We start from the raw sequence: 15,521 nt of genomic DNA, 5'->3' as shown, positions 1-15,521 counted from the left end.
AAATGCAGTTGATCGACTTTCTGGCCAGCCACGTGCTGGCCTTTGCTTTCTGCGTCCTGCTGCTTGGCCTGCTGGTGGGCAGTTTCCTGAATGTGGTGATCCATCGGCTGCCAGCAATGATGATGCGCGACTGGCAGGAACAGGCCCGCGAGGCGCTGGAACTGCCGGCCGAGCCGAAAGGCCCCGTGTTCAACCTCATTCTCCCGAACTCCCGCTGCCCTCATTGCAGCCATGAAATTCGCGCCTGGGAGAATATCCCGGTCGTGAGCTACCTGGCTCTGGGCGGTAAGTGCTCCTCCTGCAAGGCCCCCATCAGCAAGCGCTATCCCTTGGTGGAGCTTTTGTGTGGTGTGCTGTCCGCCTATGTCGCCTTGCATTTCGGTTTCGGCTGGCAAGCCGGGACTTTCCTGGTGCTGACCTGGGGTCTGCTGGCGATGAGCATGATCGACGTCGATCACCAACTGCTGCCGGACGTACTGGTCCTGCCTCTGCTTTGGCTTGGCCTTATCCTCAACAGCCAAGGCCTGTTCGCCAGCCTGGAAGACGCGCTCTGGGGAGCGGTTGCCGGCTACATGAGCCTGTGGTCGGTTTACTGGCTGTTCAAGCTGGTGACGGGCAAGGAAGGCATGGGCCACGGTGACTTCAAGCTGCTGGCAATGCTCGGCGCCTGGGGTGGCTGGCAGGTGCTCCCGCTGACCATCCTGCTGTCTTCCCTGGTGGGCGCGGTGTTGGGCGTGATCATGCTGCGCCTGCGCAACCAGGACACAGCAACCCCCATCCCCTTCGGTCCTTACCTGGCGATTGCCGGCTGGATTGCGCTGCTCTGGGGTGATCAAATAACGGCGACCTATCTGCAATTCGCCGGTTTCAAATGAACAAACCCTGGATTCTTGGCCTTACGGGCGGTATTGGCAGCGGCAAGAGCGCCGTTGCCGCCCACTTCAGCGAGCTTGGCGTGCATCTGGTGGACGCCGACCATGCCGCACGTTGGGTTGTCGAACCCGGTCGCCCCGCACTGGCAAAAATCGCCGAGCATTTCGGTGATGACGTACTGCAAGCGGATGGTCAGCTTGACCGTGCCGCGCTGCGTCAACGGATCTTCGACAACGCCGACGAACGTCGCTGGCTGGAAGCCCTGCTGCATCCACTGATTGGCCAAGAAATCAGCCAGTACCTGGCTCGCGCCGAATCCCCTTACGCCATTCTGGTTTCACCGCTGCTGATCGAGTCCGGCCAGTCTCGCTTGACCCAGCGCGTGCTGCTGGTGGATGCGCCGGAAGAGATGCAAGTCCAGCGCACAATGCAGCGGGACAAAGTGCCCGAAGAGCAGGTCCAAGCCATATTGAAAGTACAGGCCACCCGCGAAGAGCGCCTCAAGCATGCGGACGACGTGCTGCTCAACGACCGCGGCCTGGAGTGGCTGCGTACCGAGGTGGAGCGCCTGCACAACTTCTACCTGACCCTGCGAGGAGGCCAGCCATGAGTCAACCCGTCACTGTGGAGTGCCCGACTTGCGGCGCTCCGGTGGAATGGGGCCCGCAAAGCCCTTCCCGCCCCTTCTGCTCCGAACGCTGCAAGCTCATCGATCTGGGTGCCTGGGCCGCCGAGGAACACGCGATTCCCGGCGACAACCTGGAAGATGAGCTTTTCTCCGGCGACTTGCCTCCGCGCGAGCACTGATTCTCAGGGGCGCATGAAACCGTAGTCCCGCTCCGGGTCGAGGTTGTCCGCCAGGAAGGTCAGTTCCTGAGCCAGATCGTCCGTCGGGCGCAGTTGCGCGCTGCGCTCGACGACCGCGCTCAGCAAGGCGCGTAGAGCCATCTCCTCACTGAAGCCGTCCCGTTTTGCCGTGTCGAGGCTCTGTCCCAATGCGGCTCTCGCCCAATCGTGAATCCCCATGCTGTCTGCCCCTTGTTGGTGAATGGTCCGCATGAAGTGTTGCAAGTGACTGCGCCCGTAGGAGCTGGCTTGCCAGCTAATGGCCCCGTTTCGCTAGCAAGCTAGCTCCTACAAGGCCCCTGATCTCTGGCAACAGCTAACGCAGACATAGCCAATGGAAAAGCGCCATCCACCCTACGAACCCATCCCCGCGAAATACTTGATGCAGATCATGCGTCAGCATGGCATCAAACGGGCGAATCCCGGGCAATCAGCGCGGCGTGTCGTCGTCCTTCCAGGGCGCCTGGAGGTAACGGGTGCGATTGAAGGTTTCCAGCCAATCCGGGCAGAACACCACGAAGGCGGTCACTGCCGTGCCGTTGATGAAGGCCTCGGGGAACATCACCAGCCAGAGATAGCCGATGAAGTCTTCCAGCCAGGGCGGCATGGGGAAGACGCCATCCATCCACAGCAACCCAAGCCCGATCAGTACACAAAGCAGTGCCGCCAGGGCCGCTGGAAAGAATCCGCAGCAGAAGATGTACACGAACAGATTGCGCGGCTGGTAATGCTCGACCCACTTGGCGCACAGCTCGGTGACCAGGACCGGAAGGAGCACCAGCAAGGCACCATTGATGCCCAGGGCCGCCAGGTCCTGCTTGCCCAATGCCAACAGGCCGAGTTGTGCTGCCAAGCCGCCGAGAACCGCCAAAGGCCAATCCAGCAGCAGGGTCACCGCGGTCAGGCCGATGAAGTGGTAGGACACACCTGACTCGAAATCCCGCCGCATCAACCAGAGCAGGAAGAGCACCAGCACGGTACCGCAGAGCAGGTGCTGGCGTCGGGAGTCGCTGAACAGCTCGACCCAGGGAGCACGCCAGATCGCCCACACGATGACGGGGAGGTAGATCGCCCAGCCAAGCGTCAGGGTTTCGGTGGACAGGAGCTCTGCAGCAATCACGGCACCAGAGACTCCAGCGCCGTGCGTAAAGCCGCTGCGTCACGGAACTCCTGGCGATCTATCAGCCTTCCGTGGTCCAGCTGCAGCCAGAGCACGCTGGACTCATCGCCCGGATAGCGGCTGGCGACGCGGGATTCTCGATCCAGCAGGACGCGATAGTTGTAGTCCTGCATGGCCGGCACCGCAAAGAGCGAGGAAACAAGCGACGGCATACGACTGATATCGGCCACGAACGCCGTATTACGCGCTTCCAGGTACCCCTTGGGTTGACCTTCCAGGGCTGATTTCACCAGCTTCCCGCCGTCCATGCCGCGGGCTACGAGCAGCACTTTCAGTCCTTCGTCGAGGCTGTAAGGCTGATCGAACTGGTCCAGAAGGGTCCAGGGAGCGAGGCGCTCCCCCACTTCCAGCGCCTGACTGAATGAGGTAAGCAGGCAAAGCAACAGGCCAACACAGATCCGCATCGATTCAATCTCCAGTGGTCGAGTAGACCCGAATGTCCTCGCGCTCCGACCAGCCCCGCTGCATCTGCCAGAAGGCGAGCGCCTCCGGGGCGTCTTCCAGCACGAACACATGGGACTTGCGAATACCCAGCGCGGTCAGCCGTCGCAGCGCTTCCTGCAACAAGGCCCGCGCCCAGCCCTTGCCTCGAAATGGCCCGTCTACGACCAGATGCTGCAAATAACCGCGACGCCCGTCATGACCTACCAGCAGACTCCCAGCCAGATGTCCGCGGTCATCCTCGAGCACCAGGGAGAGGTCCGGGTTGCGCTGCAGATAGGCGCAGAAGGGTTCAAGCTCATCTTCTGCGCGGACACGAACTCCGGGCGTGCGGCGCCAGAGATCAAGCAGGGCGGCGTGGTCAGCGGAGGTAATGGGACGAATGCGCATGGTCAGCTCCAGGCAACTGCTGGAAGTTTACACCGCCCAGGCGCCGGTCAAGCTGTGCGCATTTGTCGCGAGAGCGTCTCCGCCCGCACTTCAGGGGTACCCAGGGGCCTAGCGGGGAGGCTAAGCTGCGGAGCATGAACGAGTCCGACTACCTGCGCCTGCTGACGCGGCAGGCCGAGCAAGCCAACGACTTTCTGTCGAATGCGCGCAAGTGGGAACGCGAACGCTGGGTCTGCCAGCGGCTCCTGCAGGCGCTCAACCTGCCCTATCGACTCGAGGACTTCAGTACCGGGCAGGAACCACCGGACGTACAGTTCCGCGAAGCCAATTTCGAAGTGTTCTTCGTGCTCGATGAAGGTCGGCGTCTGAACGAGGAATGGCGAGCTGAACTGGAGCGACGGCGCAGCGCGTTTTCCCTCGCTCAACTGGTTCGCCGGGAAAGTCGCCCAAAGCGCATCGCCGCCGCCGAACTCCAGGCGCGCCTGGCACCGACGCTGCGCAAGAAGGCACGCAATTATGGTGAGCGCGGCCTCGATCTCGGCGATCTGGATTTGCTGGCCTTCGTCAATCTCAAACGCGCCACGCCGGACTTCAACAGCCCGTTTCCACCCCCGACCGAGTATTTGCGGCAGGGCTGGCGTTCGCTGTCGCTCATCGGACCGAACTTCGCCCGAGTGCTCTTCGCCCATGGAGACGCTCCGGACTTCCTCCGCAGCAACCTCGGCCGGACCATTCTCTTCGATGTGGGCATCGGCCTTTGACAAGCACGCCGCAAATTTCCCCCGCCGCGCGTTGAGCCCCTGTGAATTCGCCGGCTAGAATGCCAACCACTCCAGAGTCGAGGCCCCCATGCCCAGCCGCCTGACGCCCGAAGACCAGCAAAAGGTCGACCAGTACCTGAACCTTCCCCAGCACCAGGTGGAACGCCAACCGTTCCGCCCATGGCGCCTGCTATGGATCGTACTGGCCATCGTCATCGTCCTGGGCGTCCTCAGCCGCCTCCTGAGCCGACTGGTGCTATGAGCTGCCTCCTGCGCTCGCCCTCGGCGAAAAAGAATTCCTATAGCCTTGCGAGACTTTCCCATGTCCCATCGTATCGTGATCGTCGGCGGCGGCGCCGGCGGCCTGGAGCTTGCTACCCGTCTGGGTAGAACCCTCGGCAAGAAAGGCCTGGCCAAGGTCGTCCTGGCCGACGCCAACCTCACCCACATCTGGAAACCCCTGCTGCATGAAGTGGCCGCCGGCTCGCTGAACTCCACAGAGAACGAGCTGAACTACGTGGCCCAGGCCAAATGGAACCACTTCGAGTTCCAGCTCGGCCGCATGAGCGGGCTCGACCGCAAGCGCAAGGTCATCCAGCTGGCCGCTACCCATGACGAGGACGGGCGCGAGTTGGTGCCTGCCCGTGAGCTGGCCTATGACAGCCTGGTCCTCGCGGTAGGCAGCACCACCAACGACTTCGGTACCGAAGGCGCGGCCCAGCACTGCATTTTCCTCGACACCCGCGAGCAAGCCGAACGCTTCCACCGCAAGCTGCTCAGCCACTATTTGCGCGCCCATGCCCAGCAGAACGCGAACGACCAGATCAGCGTCGCCATCGTGGGTGCCGGTGCAACTGGCGTCGAACTGGCTGCAGAACTGCATCATGCGGCCCATGAACTGGCCGCCTATGGCCTGGATCGTATCCAGCCTGAGAACATGCGCATCACCCTGATCGAAGCCGGCCCACGCGTTCTTCCAGCACTGCCGGAACGCATCAGCGCGCCGGTGCACCGTACCCTGGAGAAGCTTGGCGTCACCGTGTTGACCGGCGCGGCAGTGAAGGAGGTAACCGCTGAGGGCCTGCTTACCGCCCAAGGCGAGAATATTCCCGCCAGCCTCAAGGTCTGGGCTGCGGGTATTCGCGCCCCGGGATTCCTCAAGGACCTGGATGGACTGGAGAGCAACCGCATCAACCAGCTCGTTGTGCGCCCGACTCTGCAAACCACTCGCGACGACGACATCTTCGCCTTTGGCGACTGCGCCGCCTGCCCCATGGGCGACGGCTCCGAACGCAACGTGCCACCTCGCGCGCAGGCCGCGCACCAGCAGGCCTCGCTGCTGGTGAAGTCGTTCAAGTTACGACTGCAGGACCAGCCATTGCCTGACTATCAGTACAAGGACTACGGCTCGCTGATTTCGCTGTCGAGCTTCAGCGCCGTCGGCAACTTGATGGGCAACCTCATGGGTAGCGTGAAACTCGAAGGCTGGTTGGCGCGGATGTTCTACATCTCGCTGTATCGCATGCACCAGATGGCGCTCTACGGCGCCTTCCGAACAGGCCTGCTGATGCTGAGCGATCGCATCGGCCGCAGCACCGATCCTCGCCTGAAGCTTCACTGAGGCACGCCCGAACCGCCATTCACACTAGTAGGAGCGAGCTTGCTCGCGAACTCCATCGCATCGTTCGCCAGCAAGCTCCTACAAGGCGCCTCGCCCGATTCCAATCTACGAATGACAAGGCTGCATTGCCCGTAGGGGCTGGCTTGCCAGGGAATCCCGGCTTCGCCAGCAAGCTGGCTCCTACAGACCCAGCCCGCCCTTCCCCATACACGCATTTTTTCCGGGAAAACAAAAAAGCGGTAAGGCTTTCGCCTTACCGCTTCTTCGGACCTCTCGAGAGGTCTTGTATGGTGGGTCGTGTAGGATTCGAACCTACGACCAATTGGTTAAAAGCCAACTGCTCTACCGACTGAGCTAACGACCCAAAATGAGGTGGTCGGGGTAGAGAGATTCGAACTCCCGACATCCTGCTCCCAAAGCAGGCGCGCTACCGGACTGCGCTATACCCCGTCTGGAAGTTGGCTCCGCGACCTGGACTCGAACCAGGGACCCAATGATTAACAGTCATTTGCTCTACCGACTGAGCTATCGCGGAACTTCGATCTTCCAACTCTTATTCGCTTCACCGTTTTGGTTTAGCGCTTCAGAGGCGCGCCATTTTACGGATAGCGAACGCCCTGTCAACCCCTAAAAAAACGAATTCCTACAATGATTTGCAGATGGCCGTCCGAGTGCTATACCTGAGCCGTGGTGAGATCGTTACAGGTCGTGGTCGCGGCCTGTCTCCCTACAGGACAGCTATGAGCAATCAGGATCGCCCTCCACCCCCTTCCGGCCCCGTGACGACCCTGGCCAGCCGCGGCATACAACCGCGCTTCGGTGAATTGGTACAAAGCTGCCGCAAGCTGGTCATGAACCGGCTGGCGGAACATCTGACCGGCGTATTCGGCCAGGTGGACGACACGCTGTTCGAATGCGCCGAAAAGGCCGAGAACAACCAGGTCCAGACCCTCTTCTTCGATAGCATGCGGGACATCCGCAAGCAGCGTCCCCAGATAGAGCGCGCTTACCACCAGCGCATCGCCAAGACCTTCGAAGACTTCCTCAGTGGAAAGCTGAAACCCGAGCTGAAGGCCAGCGAGCTGGATGCGGACCACCTTCAGTTGATGGAAAACGACGAGTACGAGGAAAGCCTGCTGGTCACCAATATGGTCAGCCGGGTCAAGGCGCGCTGCTCGCAATCCCTGTTCGCCCTCGACCAGCGCCTGGCGGTGCTCAATGGCGGGCGCAAGCTGGGTGATGATGAAAACCCCTTCGGTCCACAAGCCGTAGCGGTGGCCTTCCGCGAAGCGCTGGAACCCTGCCCGTTCCCGCTGCGGATCAAGACCATCCTCTATATGCTCTTCGACCAGCATGTAATGCACGGCCTGGACAGCGTCTATGAGGCGCTCAACCAGCGGCTGATCCAGGCTGGCGTGTTGCCCAACCTCAAATACGGCGTGCAACGCTCCACCAGCGCGGCCCAGCCGCAATCGCCCACCGCGAAGCAGCCCCCCACCGCCGAGCAACCGCCGCAATCGACACAGGGCACTCAGCCCAGCGGCCCGCCGGATCTGACGGGCGCGCCTCCCAGCGATCCCGGCCAGTTGTTCAGCGGCCTGGCTGCGTTGCTGGGTGAGCGCCGCCAGCACCACAGCGATGCGCCGTTGCCCGGCGGCACACCGAGTATTACCAGCTTTGCCCCGCGCGGCGCGACCCGTACCTATAGCGCGGCCGAATTGCTCGAAGCCCTGAACCGGCTGCAGCAGCAATCGGCCCAGGACCTCGCCAGCAAGCTGCGCCAACCGCAGCGGGTCGAGGGCCTGAAAGCCGACCTGCAACAACAACTGGAAAGCCACAGCAGCGTGCCCGGCCAGCAGAAGCTGTCCGATTACGAAGCCGACGTGATCGACCTGGTGGGCATGCTCTTCGATTTCATCCTCGACGACGACAACCTGGCCGACGTCTACAAGACCGCCCTCTCCCACCTGCACACGCCCTATCTCAAGGTTGCCCTGCAGGACAAGGCGCTGTTCACCCAGCACCATCATCCGGCCCGTCGGCTGCTCAACTGCATGGCCCAGGCTGGCGTGCTCTACGCCGGCGAGGGTGAGGAGCGCGGACTGCTGGCGAAAATGCACTGGGTCGTCGAGCGCGTCGTCCATGGGTTCAGTGGCGATCTGCTGCTGTTCGACAGCCTGCTGGATGAGTTCAACGAATACGTCGGCACGCTGAGGCACAAGGTGGAGCTGCGCGAACAGCGCGCCGTGGAAGCCGCCAAAGGTCGCGACAAGCTGCTCGGCGCCCGTCAGCAGGCTGTCGATACAGTAGGTCGATTCCTCGCCGGTCGCGAACTGCCGGGCATCATCCAGCACTTCCTCGAACTCACCTGGACCGACGTGCTGGTCTTCGTCCTGCTCCGCCACGGCGACCGCAGCAACGAATGGCAGCGCTCGGTGGAAGTCGCCGAACAGTTGGCCTGGAGCGGCACCCCGCTGGACGCCGACGGCCGTGCCCGCCTGCAACAGCTGCGTATCCCGATGCTGGAAGACCTGCGCAAAGGCCTGGAATTGCTCGGTGGCTACCACGAAGACGGTATCCGCCGCCTGCTTCAGGACCTGGTTGCCTGCCAGCACGCCGTTCAGTCACAGCAGCCCCAGGTGGCCGCGCGCATCGACAGCCCGCTGCCGGAAAGCAAGCTGGGCGAGATGCTCGGTGATGACGCGGATCTGGCCAACACACCGCGCCCGGTCACCCTTTCCAACCGTGCCCAAGCGCTGATCCGGGAGCTCTCCCGCCTGGAGTTCGGCACCTGGTTCGAATTCATCGATGGCCCCGACAGCCGAATCCTCAAACTGTCCTGGTACAGCCCGACCACACGCAACTATATGTTCGTCGACCACAGTGGCCAGCGGGTGGCAATCATGCCTATTACCCAGCTGGCCCTGGACATGGAGCAAGGACTGGCCCGCCTGGTCCCGCCGGAACGCGGTGCCCCGCTGGTGGATCGCGCCCTGGGCGCCATCTACCGGGTACTGCAGCGTTTTACCGGCCGCACCACCTGAGCCCGCCGTAGGAGTTCGCCATGGAAGAACGTCGCCAGCACAGTCGCCATCCCACAGAGTTACAGCTGGAAGTATTCGATCTGCACTCGGGACAGCGCCTGGGTCGCATCGTCGATTTGTCGATGGATGGCTTCATGCTGCTGAGCGAGCTGTCACTGGTCGCCGACTCGGTGTGGGAATGCCGGCTCGTCCCCCTGACCTGGGTGGAAGGGCTGGAGGAAATCCGCCTGGGTGCCGATTGCCTGTGGACGCGCATGGGCGAAGATCAGCACAACTGCTGGGCGGGCTTCCACATCATCGATCTGGCCGAAGATCAGGCCATCGTACTGGAAGACCTCTTGCAATCCATTCGTACGCCCTGAGCCTTGTAGGAGCTAGCTTGCTAGCGAAAAAGGGAGCCATTCGCTGGCAAGCCAGCTGCTACGTAATGCAGCCACAGCAAAAAAAGCCCCGCATAGCGGTAATGCTGTTCACATAAGAACGCCGCTAATCCCTCACGGGCGAGCGGCGTTCTTGGTTTCTGCAGCGGGGAAACGCTGTAGGAGCCAGCTTGCTGGCGAATGGGCGATATCCCGGAAAGCTTCGCGAGCAAGCTCGCTCCTACAACAACAGCGACACCTCGTGGGCGGGGCTAACTGAACAGCATTACCGCATAGCGGGGCTTCTTCGTATCAGCGGGAATCAGTTAAAGACGATTTCCTCGCCTTCCACCTTGGCCTTGATAGTGGCACCCGGCGCGAATTGGCCAGCAAGAATCTGCTGGGCCAGCGGGTTCTCGATCCAGCGCTGGATTGCCCGCTTCAGCGGTCGGGCACCGTAGACCGGGTCGTAACCCACGGCAATCAGCTTGTCCAGGGACTCCGGACTCAGCTCCAGACTCAGCTCGCGCTCGGCCAGGCGCTTGCGCAGGCGTTGCAGCTGGATCTCGGCGATGCCGCCGATCTGGTCACGACCCAAGGGCTCGAATACCACCACTTCGTCGATCCGGTTGATGAACTCGGGACGGAAGTGAATGCTTACCGCGTCCATCACCGCAGCGCGCTGAGCTTCCCGATCACCCACCAGTTCCTGAATCTGCGAGGAGCCGAGGTTGGAGGTCATGACGATTACCGTGTTGCGGAAGTCCACGGTGCGGCCGTGGCTGTCGGTCAGGCGACCGTCTTCCAGCACCTGGAGCAGCACGTTGAACACGTCCGGGTGAGCCTTTTCCACCTCATCCATCAACACGACCGAGTACGGTTTGCGGCGAACGGCTTCGGTCAGGTAGCCGCCTTCCTCGTAGCCGACATAGCCCGGCGGTGCGCCGATCAGGCGCGCCACGGAATGTTTCTCCATGAATTCGGACATGTCGATGCGCACCAGCGCCTCCTCGGTGTCGAAGAGGAACTCGGCCAGGGCCTTGCACAGCTCGGTCTTGCCCACCCCGGTCGGGCCGAGGAACAGGAACGAGCCGCTGGGGCGATTCGGGTCGGCCAGGCCGGCGCGGGAGCGACGCACGGCATTGGCCACGGCGACCACCGCCTCGTGCTGGCCGATGACCCGCTTGTGCAGCCCCTCTTCCATGTGCAGCAGCTTCTCGCGCTCGCCTTCCATCATCTTGGCGACCGGAATGCCGGTCCACTTGGAGACCACCTCGGCGATCTCTTCGTCGGTGACCTTGTTGCGCAGCAGCTGGTTTTCGGTCTTGCCGTGCTGGTCAACCATTTGCAGGCTGCGTTCCAGGTCCGGAATCACGCCGTATTGCAGTTCGGCCATGCGCTGCAGGTCACCCTTGCGTCGCGCGGCCTCCATGTCCTGACGAGCCTGTTCGATCTTCTGCTGAATCTGCGCCGAGCCTTGAACCTCGGCCTTCTCGGACTTCCAGATTTCCTCCAGATCAGCGTATTCGCGCTCCAGTTTCTGGATGTCCTCTTCCAGCTTGGCCAGACGTTTCCGGGTGGCTTCGTCCTCTTCCTTCTTCAGAGCCTCGCGCTCGATCTTCAGCTGGATCAGGCGACGATCGAGGCGGTCCAGCGCTTCCGGCTTGGAGTCGATCTCCATGCGGATGCGGCTGGCCGCTTCGTCGATCAGGTCGATGGCCTTGTCCGGTAGCTGGCGGTCGGTGATGTAACGGTGCGACAGCTTGGCGGCGGCGATGATGGCGCCATCGGTGATGGTCACACCGTGGTGCACCTCATAGCGCTCCTTCAGGCCGCGCAGGATGGCGATGGTGTCTTCCTCACTCGGCTCATCCACCAGTACCTTCTGGAAGCGGCGTTCCAGCGCAGCATCTTTCTCGATGTATTGGCGGTACTCGTCCAGTGTGGTCGCGCCAACGCAGTGCAGCTCACCACGGGCCAGCGCCGGCTTGAGCATGTTGCCCGCATCCATGGCGCCTTCAGCCTTGCCGGCACCGACCATGGTGTGCAGCTCGTCGATGAAGAGAATGACTCGGCCTTCCTGCTTGGAGAGTTCATTAAGCACACCCTTCAGGCGCTCCTCGAACTCGCCGCGGAACTTGGCACCGGCGATCAGCGACCCCATGTCCAGGGCCAGCAGGCGCTTGTCCTTCAGGCCGTCCGGCACTTCGCCATTGACGATGCGCTGGGCCAGGCCTTCAGCGATGGCAGTCTTGCCGACGCCGGGCTCGCCGATCAGCACGGGGTTGTTCTTGGTACGACGTTGCAGGACTTGGATGGTCCGGCGGATTTCGTCGTCACGACCAATCACCGGGTCCAGCTTGCCTTCTTCGGCACGCTTGGTCAGGTCGACGGTGAATTTGTCCAGTGCCTGGCGGGACTCCTCGACATTAGGATCATTCACGGCCTGGCCACCGCGCAGGTTGGTGACGGCATTTTCCAGCGCCTTGCGGGTCACGCCCTGGCCAAGCAGGAGCTTGCCGAGGCGGGTGTTCTCGTCCATGGAGGCGAGCAGCACCAGTTCGCTGGAGATGAACTGGTCGCCCTTCTGCTGGGACAGTCGATCGGCCTGGTTGAGCAGGCGCGCCAGGTCCTGGGACAGGTTCACGTCGCCCGTGGGATTCTGGATCTTCGGCAGATGATCGAGCTCGCGGGTCAGGCCCTGACGCAGCGCCGCGATGTCGAAGCCCACCTGCATCAGCAGCGGCCTGATGGAGCCGCCCTGCTGGTCGAGCAGGGCCAGCACCAGGTGTACAGGTTCTATAGCGGGGTGGTCATGGCCAACTGCCAGGGACTGCGCATCGGAGAGCGCCAGTTGCAGCTTGCTGGTCAAACGGTCAATTCGCATGGATTCGTCCTTCCTTCAGATAGCGGGCGGCACGATGAAGGCGCCGATTACGAAAACCCGCCGGGATGAAGCTTAGATAGGGACGATTCTGGGCGATTCAACCTTTATGCGATTGACCGGCATCATGTGGCGTTGCAGCAGACTGCCTGTCGGAGCGAATCTGCAAACCCCGTAGGATGGGTTGAGGAACGAAACCCATCATCCGAGGCCAATGGCTTGCGCAGGACCGTTACAGGCAGTCAGTCGGCCAACCAGACCAGGCTGGCGAAACGGCCGGTGCGCGAAGCACGGCGGTAGGAATAGAAGCGCGGGTCGCTGACGGTGCAGAAGCCACCACCCGAAACGGCGTGCACACCTCGCGCGGCCAGGCGGATGCGGGCCAGTTGATAGAGGTCGGCCATGAACTTCCCGGCATTGCTACTGCCCTGGAATGCCTGCTCAGCCTGCGGATGAAGGGTGACGAAGGCCTCGCGCACTTCGGGGCCGACTTCGAATGACGCGGGGCCAATGGCCGGCCCCAACCAGACCAACACCTCTTCGGGCGGCAGGGCCAGTGCATCCAGCGTGGCCTCCAGTACGCCATTGGCCAGCCCACGCCAGCCGGCATGGGCGGCGGCGACCTTGGTACCGGCGCGGTCGCAGAACAGAGCGGGCAAGCAATCGGCGGTCAGCACCGCGCTGGCAATACCTGGTTCGTCGGTCCAACTGGCATCCGCTTCGTCCACTCGGGACGGATCAGCCCTGGAAACCCGCACGCCGTGCACCTGGCTCAGCCATGCGGGGCGGCAGCCCAGGCTGGAGGTCAGCAGAAGACGGTTCTGCTCCACGGTCTGCAGCTCATCGCCGACATGGCTGCCGAGATTCAGGCCGTCATAGGGAGACTGGCTGAATCCACCCTCGCGAGTGGTGACGCACGCCTTCACCCGCGCCGGGGCGGGCCAGTCGGGCGTCAGCCAGGTATTCATTGCTCGAAGGACTCGCGGTCCTGGCGCAGCAGGCTCAGCAACCAGACGAAGTCATCAGGCAGCGGCGACTCCCACTTCATGCGCTCACCGCTCACTGGGTGATCCAGCTCGAGGAAGCGCGCATGCAGGGCCTGACGCGGAAACTCTTTGAGCGTCTGGACCAGCGTCGGGCTCGCCGCAGGCGGAATGCGGAAACGACCGCCGTAGACCGGATCGCCCACCAGCGGGAAGTTCACATAGGCCATGTGCACGCGAATCTGGTGGGTACGGCCGGTTTCCAGCTTGACGCGGGTATGCGTATGCGAACGGAAGCGCTCCAGCACCCGGTAATGACTGACTGCGGGTTTGCCACCGGCAACCACAGCCATGCGCTGGCGCTGCTGGCCATGACGACCAATCGGCGCATCCACCTTGCCACCGGAGGTGATCACACCGACCACCACGGCCTCATAAATACGGCTCACGCTGCGCGCCTGCAGCTGCGCCACCAGGCTGGTATGGGCCTCGAGGGACTTGGCGACCACCATCAAACCGGTGGTGTCCTTGTCCAGACGGTGGACGATACCGGCGCGCGGCACATTCTCCAGCCCCGGCACATGGTGCAGCAGTGCGTTCAGCAACGTGCCGTCGGCATGGCCGGCGGCCGGATGCACCACCAGTCCGGCGGGCTTGTCCAGCACCAACAGGTGATCGTCTTCATAGACGATATCCAGCTCGATGTCCTGGGCTATCCACTCACCCTGGGACTCCTGCTCGGCATTCAGCTCCAGCTGAGCTCCGCCATACACGATGTCGCGCGGACGCAGCACGCTGCCATCAACGGTGAGAAGCCCGTCCTTGATCCAGCCGGAAAGGCGGGAGCGGGAGTGCTCGGAAAAGAGTTGCGCAGCGACTTGGTCGAGACGTTGCCCGCCCAGTTCGGAAGGCACTTCGGCGCTGAGTTGAATGACCTGCTTGATATTGGAAGACATGCTCGACAACGGAGGGGGCGCAGCCTTTGGTTTCGGTTACGCGCTTGTGGTTAAATACTGCGTCTTTGTCCCGGGGGTTCCGGGGCGCCCATCATAACAGGACGGCTCCAGGCAAGACAGCCAGCCGTCACAGGGACGCAAGCCGCCATGCAAGTGAAACACCTGCTGCTGATCGCCACTCTCGCCCTCACCGCCGCCTGTTCCTCCAATAAAGAAGTGGTGGACGAGAACCTGAGCGAAGCCGAGCTGTATCAGCAGGCCCAGGCCGATCTGGACAACAGCAGCTACACCCCCGCCATCGCCAAGCTCAAGGCCCTGGAATCCCGCTATCCGTTCGGCCGCTATGCCGAACAGGCCCAGCTCGAGCTGATCTACGCCTACTACAAGAACGTCGAGCCGGAAGCAGCCAAGTCTGCCGCGGAGCGCTTCATCCGCCTGCACCCGCAGCATCCGAACGTCGACTACGCCTACTACCTGAAGGGCCTGGCATCCTTCGAACAGGATCGCGGCCTGCTGGCGCGTTTCCTGCCGCTGGACATGACCAAGCGTGACCCGGGCGCCGCCCGCGACTCCTACAACGAGTTCGCCCAGCTCACCAGCCGCTACCCGAACAGCCGTTATGCCCCGGACGCCAAGCAGCGCATGATCTACCTGCGCAACCTGCTGGCCGCCTACGAAATCCACGTTGCCGACTACTACCTGACCCGTCAGGCCTATGTCGCCGCTGCCAACCGCGGCCGCTACGTGGTGGAAAACTTCCAGGAAACCCCCGCTGTCGGCGACGGCCTGGCCGTAATGGTCGAAGCCTACCAACGCCTGGGTCTTAACGACCTGTCTGCTTCCAGCCTGGAAACCCTGAAACTGAACTACCCGGACCACCCACAACTGGTTGACGGGCAGTTCGTGGCTCGCGAAGAAGAAGCCGACAACCGCTCCTGGTTGGCCAAGTCGACCCTCGGCCTGATCGAGAGCGACGCGCCGCTGCCGCCGGGCGAAACCCGCGCCGCGCAGGACGTGATCAAGCAGTACGAAAACGCCAAGGAAGAAATTCCTGCAGAACTGCTGCCAGAGAACCAGGACGAAGTGCAGGAAGAAGAGCACGAGTCCGAAGCCAACCAGAACGATCGTTCCTGGTTCAGCTACATGACCTTCGGCCTGTTCGACTGAACAACGCCGCAAGCGA

General features: G+C 62.4%; 16 protein-coding genes and 3 tRNA genes. 9 read left to right on the top strand and 10 right to left on the bottom strand.

The features are described 5' to 3' along the window. Positions 1–2: 2 nt before the first annotated feature. Genes DM872_RS20550 through yacG form a run of 3 tightly spaced genes read left to right on the top strand, consistent with a single transcriptional unit; the run spans position 3 to position 1,680 of the window. Positions 3–875, top strand: a complete 873-nt coding sequence (locus DM872_RS20550) for a prepilin peptidase (RefSeq protein WP_179061185.1) — start codon at positions 3–5, stop codon at positions 873–875. Continuing rightward, the gene (coaE, locus tag DM872_RS20545) at positions 872–1,483 is read left to right on the top strand and encodes a dephospho-CoA kinase (protein WP_179061184.1); all 612 of its coding nucleotides are present in this window, start codon (positions 872–874) and stop codon (positions 1,481–1,483) included. Before DM872_RS20550 ends, coaE begins: the two co-directional genes overlap by 4 nt. Further along, positions 1,480–1,680: a DNA gyrase inhibitor YacG gene (gene yacG / locus DM872_RS20540; protein WP_077525070.1), complete on the top strand. Its 201-nt coding sequence runs from the start codon at positions 1,480–1,482 to the stop codon at positions 1,678–1,680. Before coaE ends, yacG begins: the two co-directional genes overlap by 4 nt. 3 nt (positions 1,681–1,683) lie before the next feature. Here yacG and DM872_RS20535 read toward each other — a convergent pair whose 3' ends face one another. The 4 genes from DM872_RS20535 to DM872_RS20520 form a co-directional block, all read right to left on the bottom strand. Next, entirely contained in the window at positions 1,684–1,899 is a 216-nt protein-coding gene (locus tag DM872_RS20535) for a hypothetical protein (RefSeq protein ID WP_179061183.1), read from the bottom strand. A gap of 250 nt (positions 1,900–2,149) precedes the next feature. Further along, positions 2,150–2,839 carry an energy-coupling factor ABC transporter permease gene (locus DM872_RS20530; RefSeq protein WP_179061182.1) on the bottom strand — a complete coding sequence of 230 codons (690 nt, stop codon included), beginning with the start codon at positions 2,837–2,839 and terminating at the stop codon, positions 2,150–2,152. Further along, positions 2,836–3,303, bottom strand: a complete 468-nt coding sequence (locus DM872_RS20525) for an FAD/FMN-containing dehydrogenase (RefSeq protein ID WP_179061181.1) — start codon at positions 3,301–3,303, stop codon at positions 2,836–2,838. The genes DM872_RS20530 and DM872_RS20525 overlap by 4 nt, the downstream gene beginning before the upstream one ends. 4 nt (positions 3,304–3,307) lie before the next feature. After that, complete coding sequence (locus tag DM872_RS20520) at positions 3,308–3,730, bottom strand: GNAT family N-acetyltransferase (RefSeq protein ID WP_179061180.1); 423 nt, start codon at positions 3,728–3,730, stop codon at positions 3,308–3,310. A 134-nt stretch (positions 3,731–3,864) separates the two neighbouring features. Between DM872_RS20520 and DM872_RS20515 the strand changes: the two genes are divergently transcribed. The 3 genes from DM872_RS20515 (at position 3,865) to DM872_RS20505 (ending at position 6,112) form a co-directional block, all read left to right on the top strand. Then, a complete protein-coding gene (locus tag DM872_RS20515; protein ID WP_179061179.1) occupies positions 3,865–4,491 on the top strand; it encodes a DUF1780 domain-containing protein in 627 nt (208 codons plus the stop codon). A gap of 88 nt (positions 4,492–4,579) precedes the next feature. Continuing rightward, entirely contained in the window at positions 4,580–4,753 is a 174-nt protein-coding gene (locus DM872_RS20510) for a DUF3094 family protein (RefSeq protein WP_179061178.1), read from the top strand. A 60-nt stretch (positions 4,754–4,813) separates the two neighbouring features. Then, positions 4,814–6,112 carry an NAD(P)/FAD-dependent oxidoreductase gene (locus DM872_RS20505; RefSeq protein WP_179061177.1) on the top strand — a complete coding sequence of 433 codons (1,299 nt, stop codon included), beginning with the start codon at positions 4,814–4,816 and terminating at the stop codon, positions 6,110–6,112. 288 nt (positions 6,113–6,400) lie between these two features. Here the strand turns inward: DM872_RS20505 and DM872_RS20500 are convergent. The 3 genes from DM872_RS20500 to DM872_RS20490 form a co-directional block, all read right to left on the bottom strand. Further along, positions 6,401–6,476 (bottom strand) — tRNA-Lys (locus tag DM872_RS20500). 9 nt (positions 6,477–6,485) lie between these two features. Further along, a tRNA-Pro gene (locus DM872_RS20495) sits at positions 6,486–6,562 on the bottom strand. Positions 6,563–6,571: 9 nt separating this feature from the next. Next, positions 6,572–6,647, bottom strand: a tRNA-Asn gene (locus DM872_RS20490). Between the two features lie 205 nt (positions 6,648–6,852). On the opposite strand from DM872_RS20490, the gene DM872_RS20485 reads away from it, so the two are divergent. Beyond that, positions 6,853–9,156, top strand: a complete 2,304-nt coding sequence (locus DM872_RS20485) for a DUF1631 domain-containing protein (RefSeq protein WP_179061176.1) — start codon at positions 6,853–6,855, stop codon at positions 9,154–9,156. Between the two features lie 20 nt (positions 9,157–9,176). Beyond that, the gene (locus tag DM872_RS20480) at positions 9,177–9,518 is read left to right on the top strand and encodes a PilZ domain-containing protein (protein WP_179061175.1); all 342 of its coding nucleotides are present in this window, start codon (positions 9,177–9,179) and stop codon (positions 9,516–9,518) included. Between the two features lie 319 nt (positions 9,519–9,837). Here DM872_RS20480 and clpB read toward each other — a convergent pair whose 3' ends face one another. From clpB to rluD, 3 genes are all read right to left on the bottom strand, one after another. Then, a complete protein-coding gene (clpB, locus tag DM872_RS20475; protein ID WP_179061174.1) occupies positions 9,838–12,402 on the bottom strand; it encodes an ATP-dependent chaperone ClpB in 2,565 nt (854 codons plus the stop codon). Positions 12,403–12,641: 239 nt separating this feature from the next. Further along, complete coding sequence (pgeF, locus tag DM872_RS20470; protein WP_179061173.1) at positions 12,642–13,367, bottom strand: peptidoglycan editing factor PgeF; 726 nt, start codon at positions 13,365–13,367, stop codon at positions 12,642–12,644. Further along, a complete protein-coding gene (gene rluD, locus DM872_RS20465; RefSeq protein ID WP_218649453.1) occupies positions 13,364–14,338 on the bottom strand; it encodes a 23S rRNA pseudouridine(1911/1915/1917) synthase RluD in 975 nt (324 codons plus the stop codon). Before rluD ends, pgeF begins: the two co-directional genes overlap by 4 nt. 147 nt (positions 14,339–14,485) lie before the next feature. Between rluD and DM872_RS20460 the strand changes: the two genes are divergently transcribed. After that, positions 14,486–15,505: an outer membrane protein assembly factor BamD gene (locus tag DM872_RS20460; RefSeq protein WP_179061172.1), complete on the top strand. Its 1,020-nt coding sequence runs from the start codon at positions 14,486–14,488 to the stop codon at positions 15,503–15,505. Positions 15,506–15,521 lie beyond the last annotated feature (16 nt).

Source organism: Pseudomonas taiwanensis (assembly GCF_013393345.1).
Taxonomy (GTDB): Bacteria; Pseudomonadota; Gammaproteobacteria; order Pseudomonadales; family Pseudomonadaceae; genus Metapseudomonas; species Metapseudomonas resinovorans_C.
Note: the sequence above shows the minus strand (reverse complement) of the source record. Positions and strands in the feature narration are given on the sequence as shown.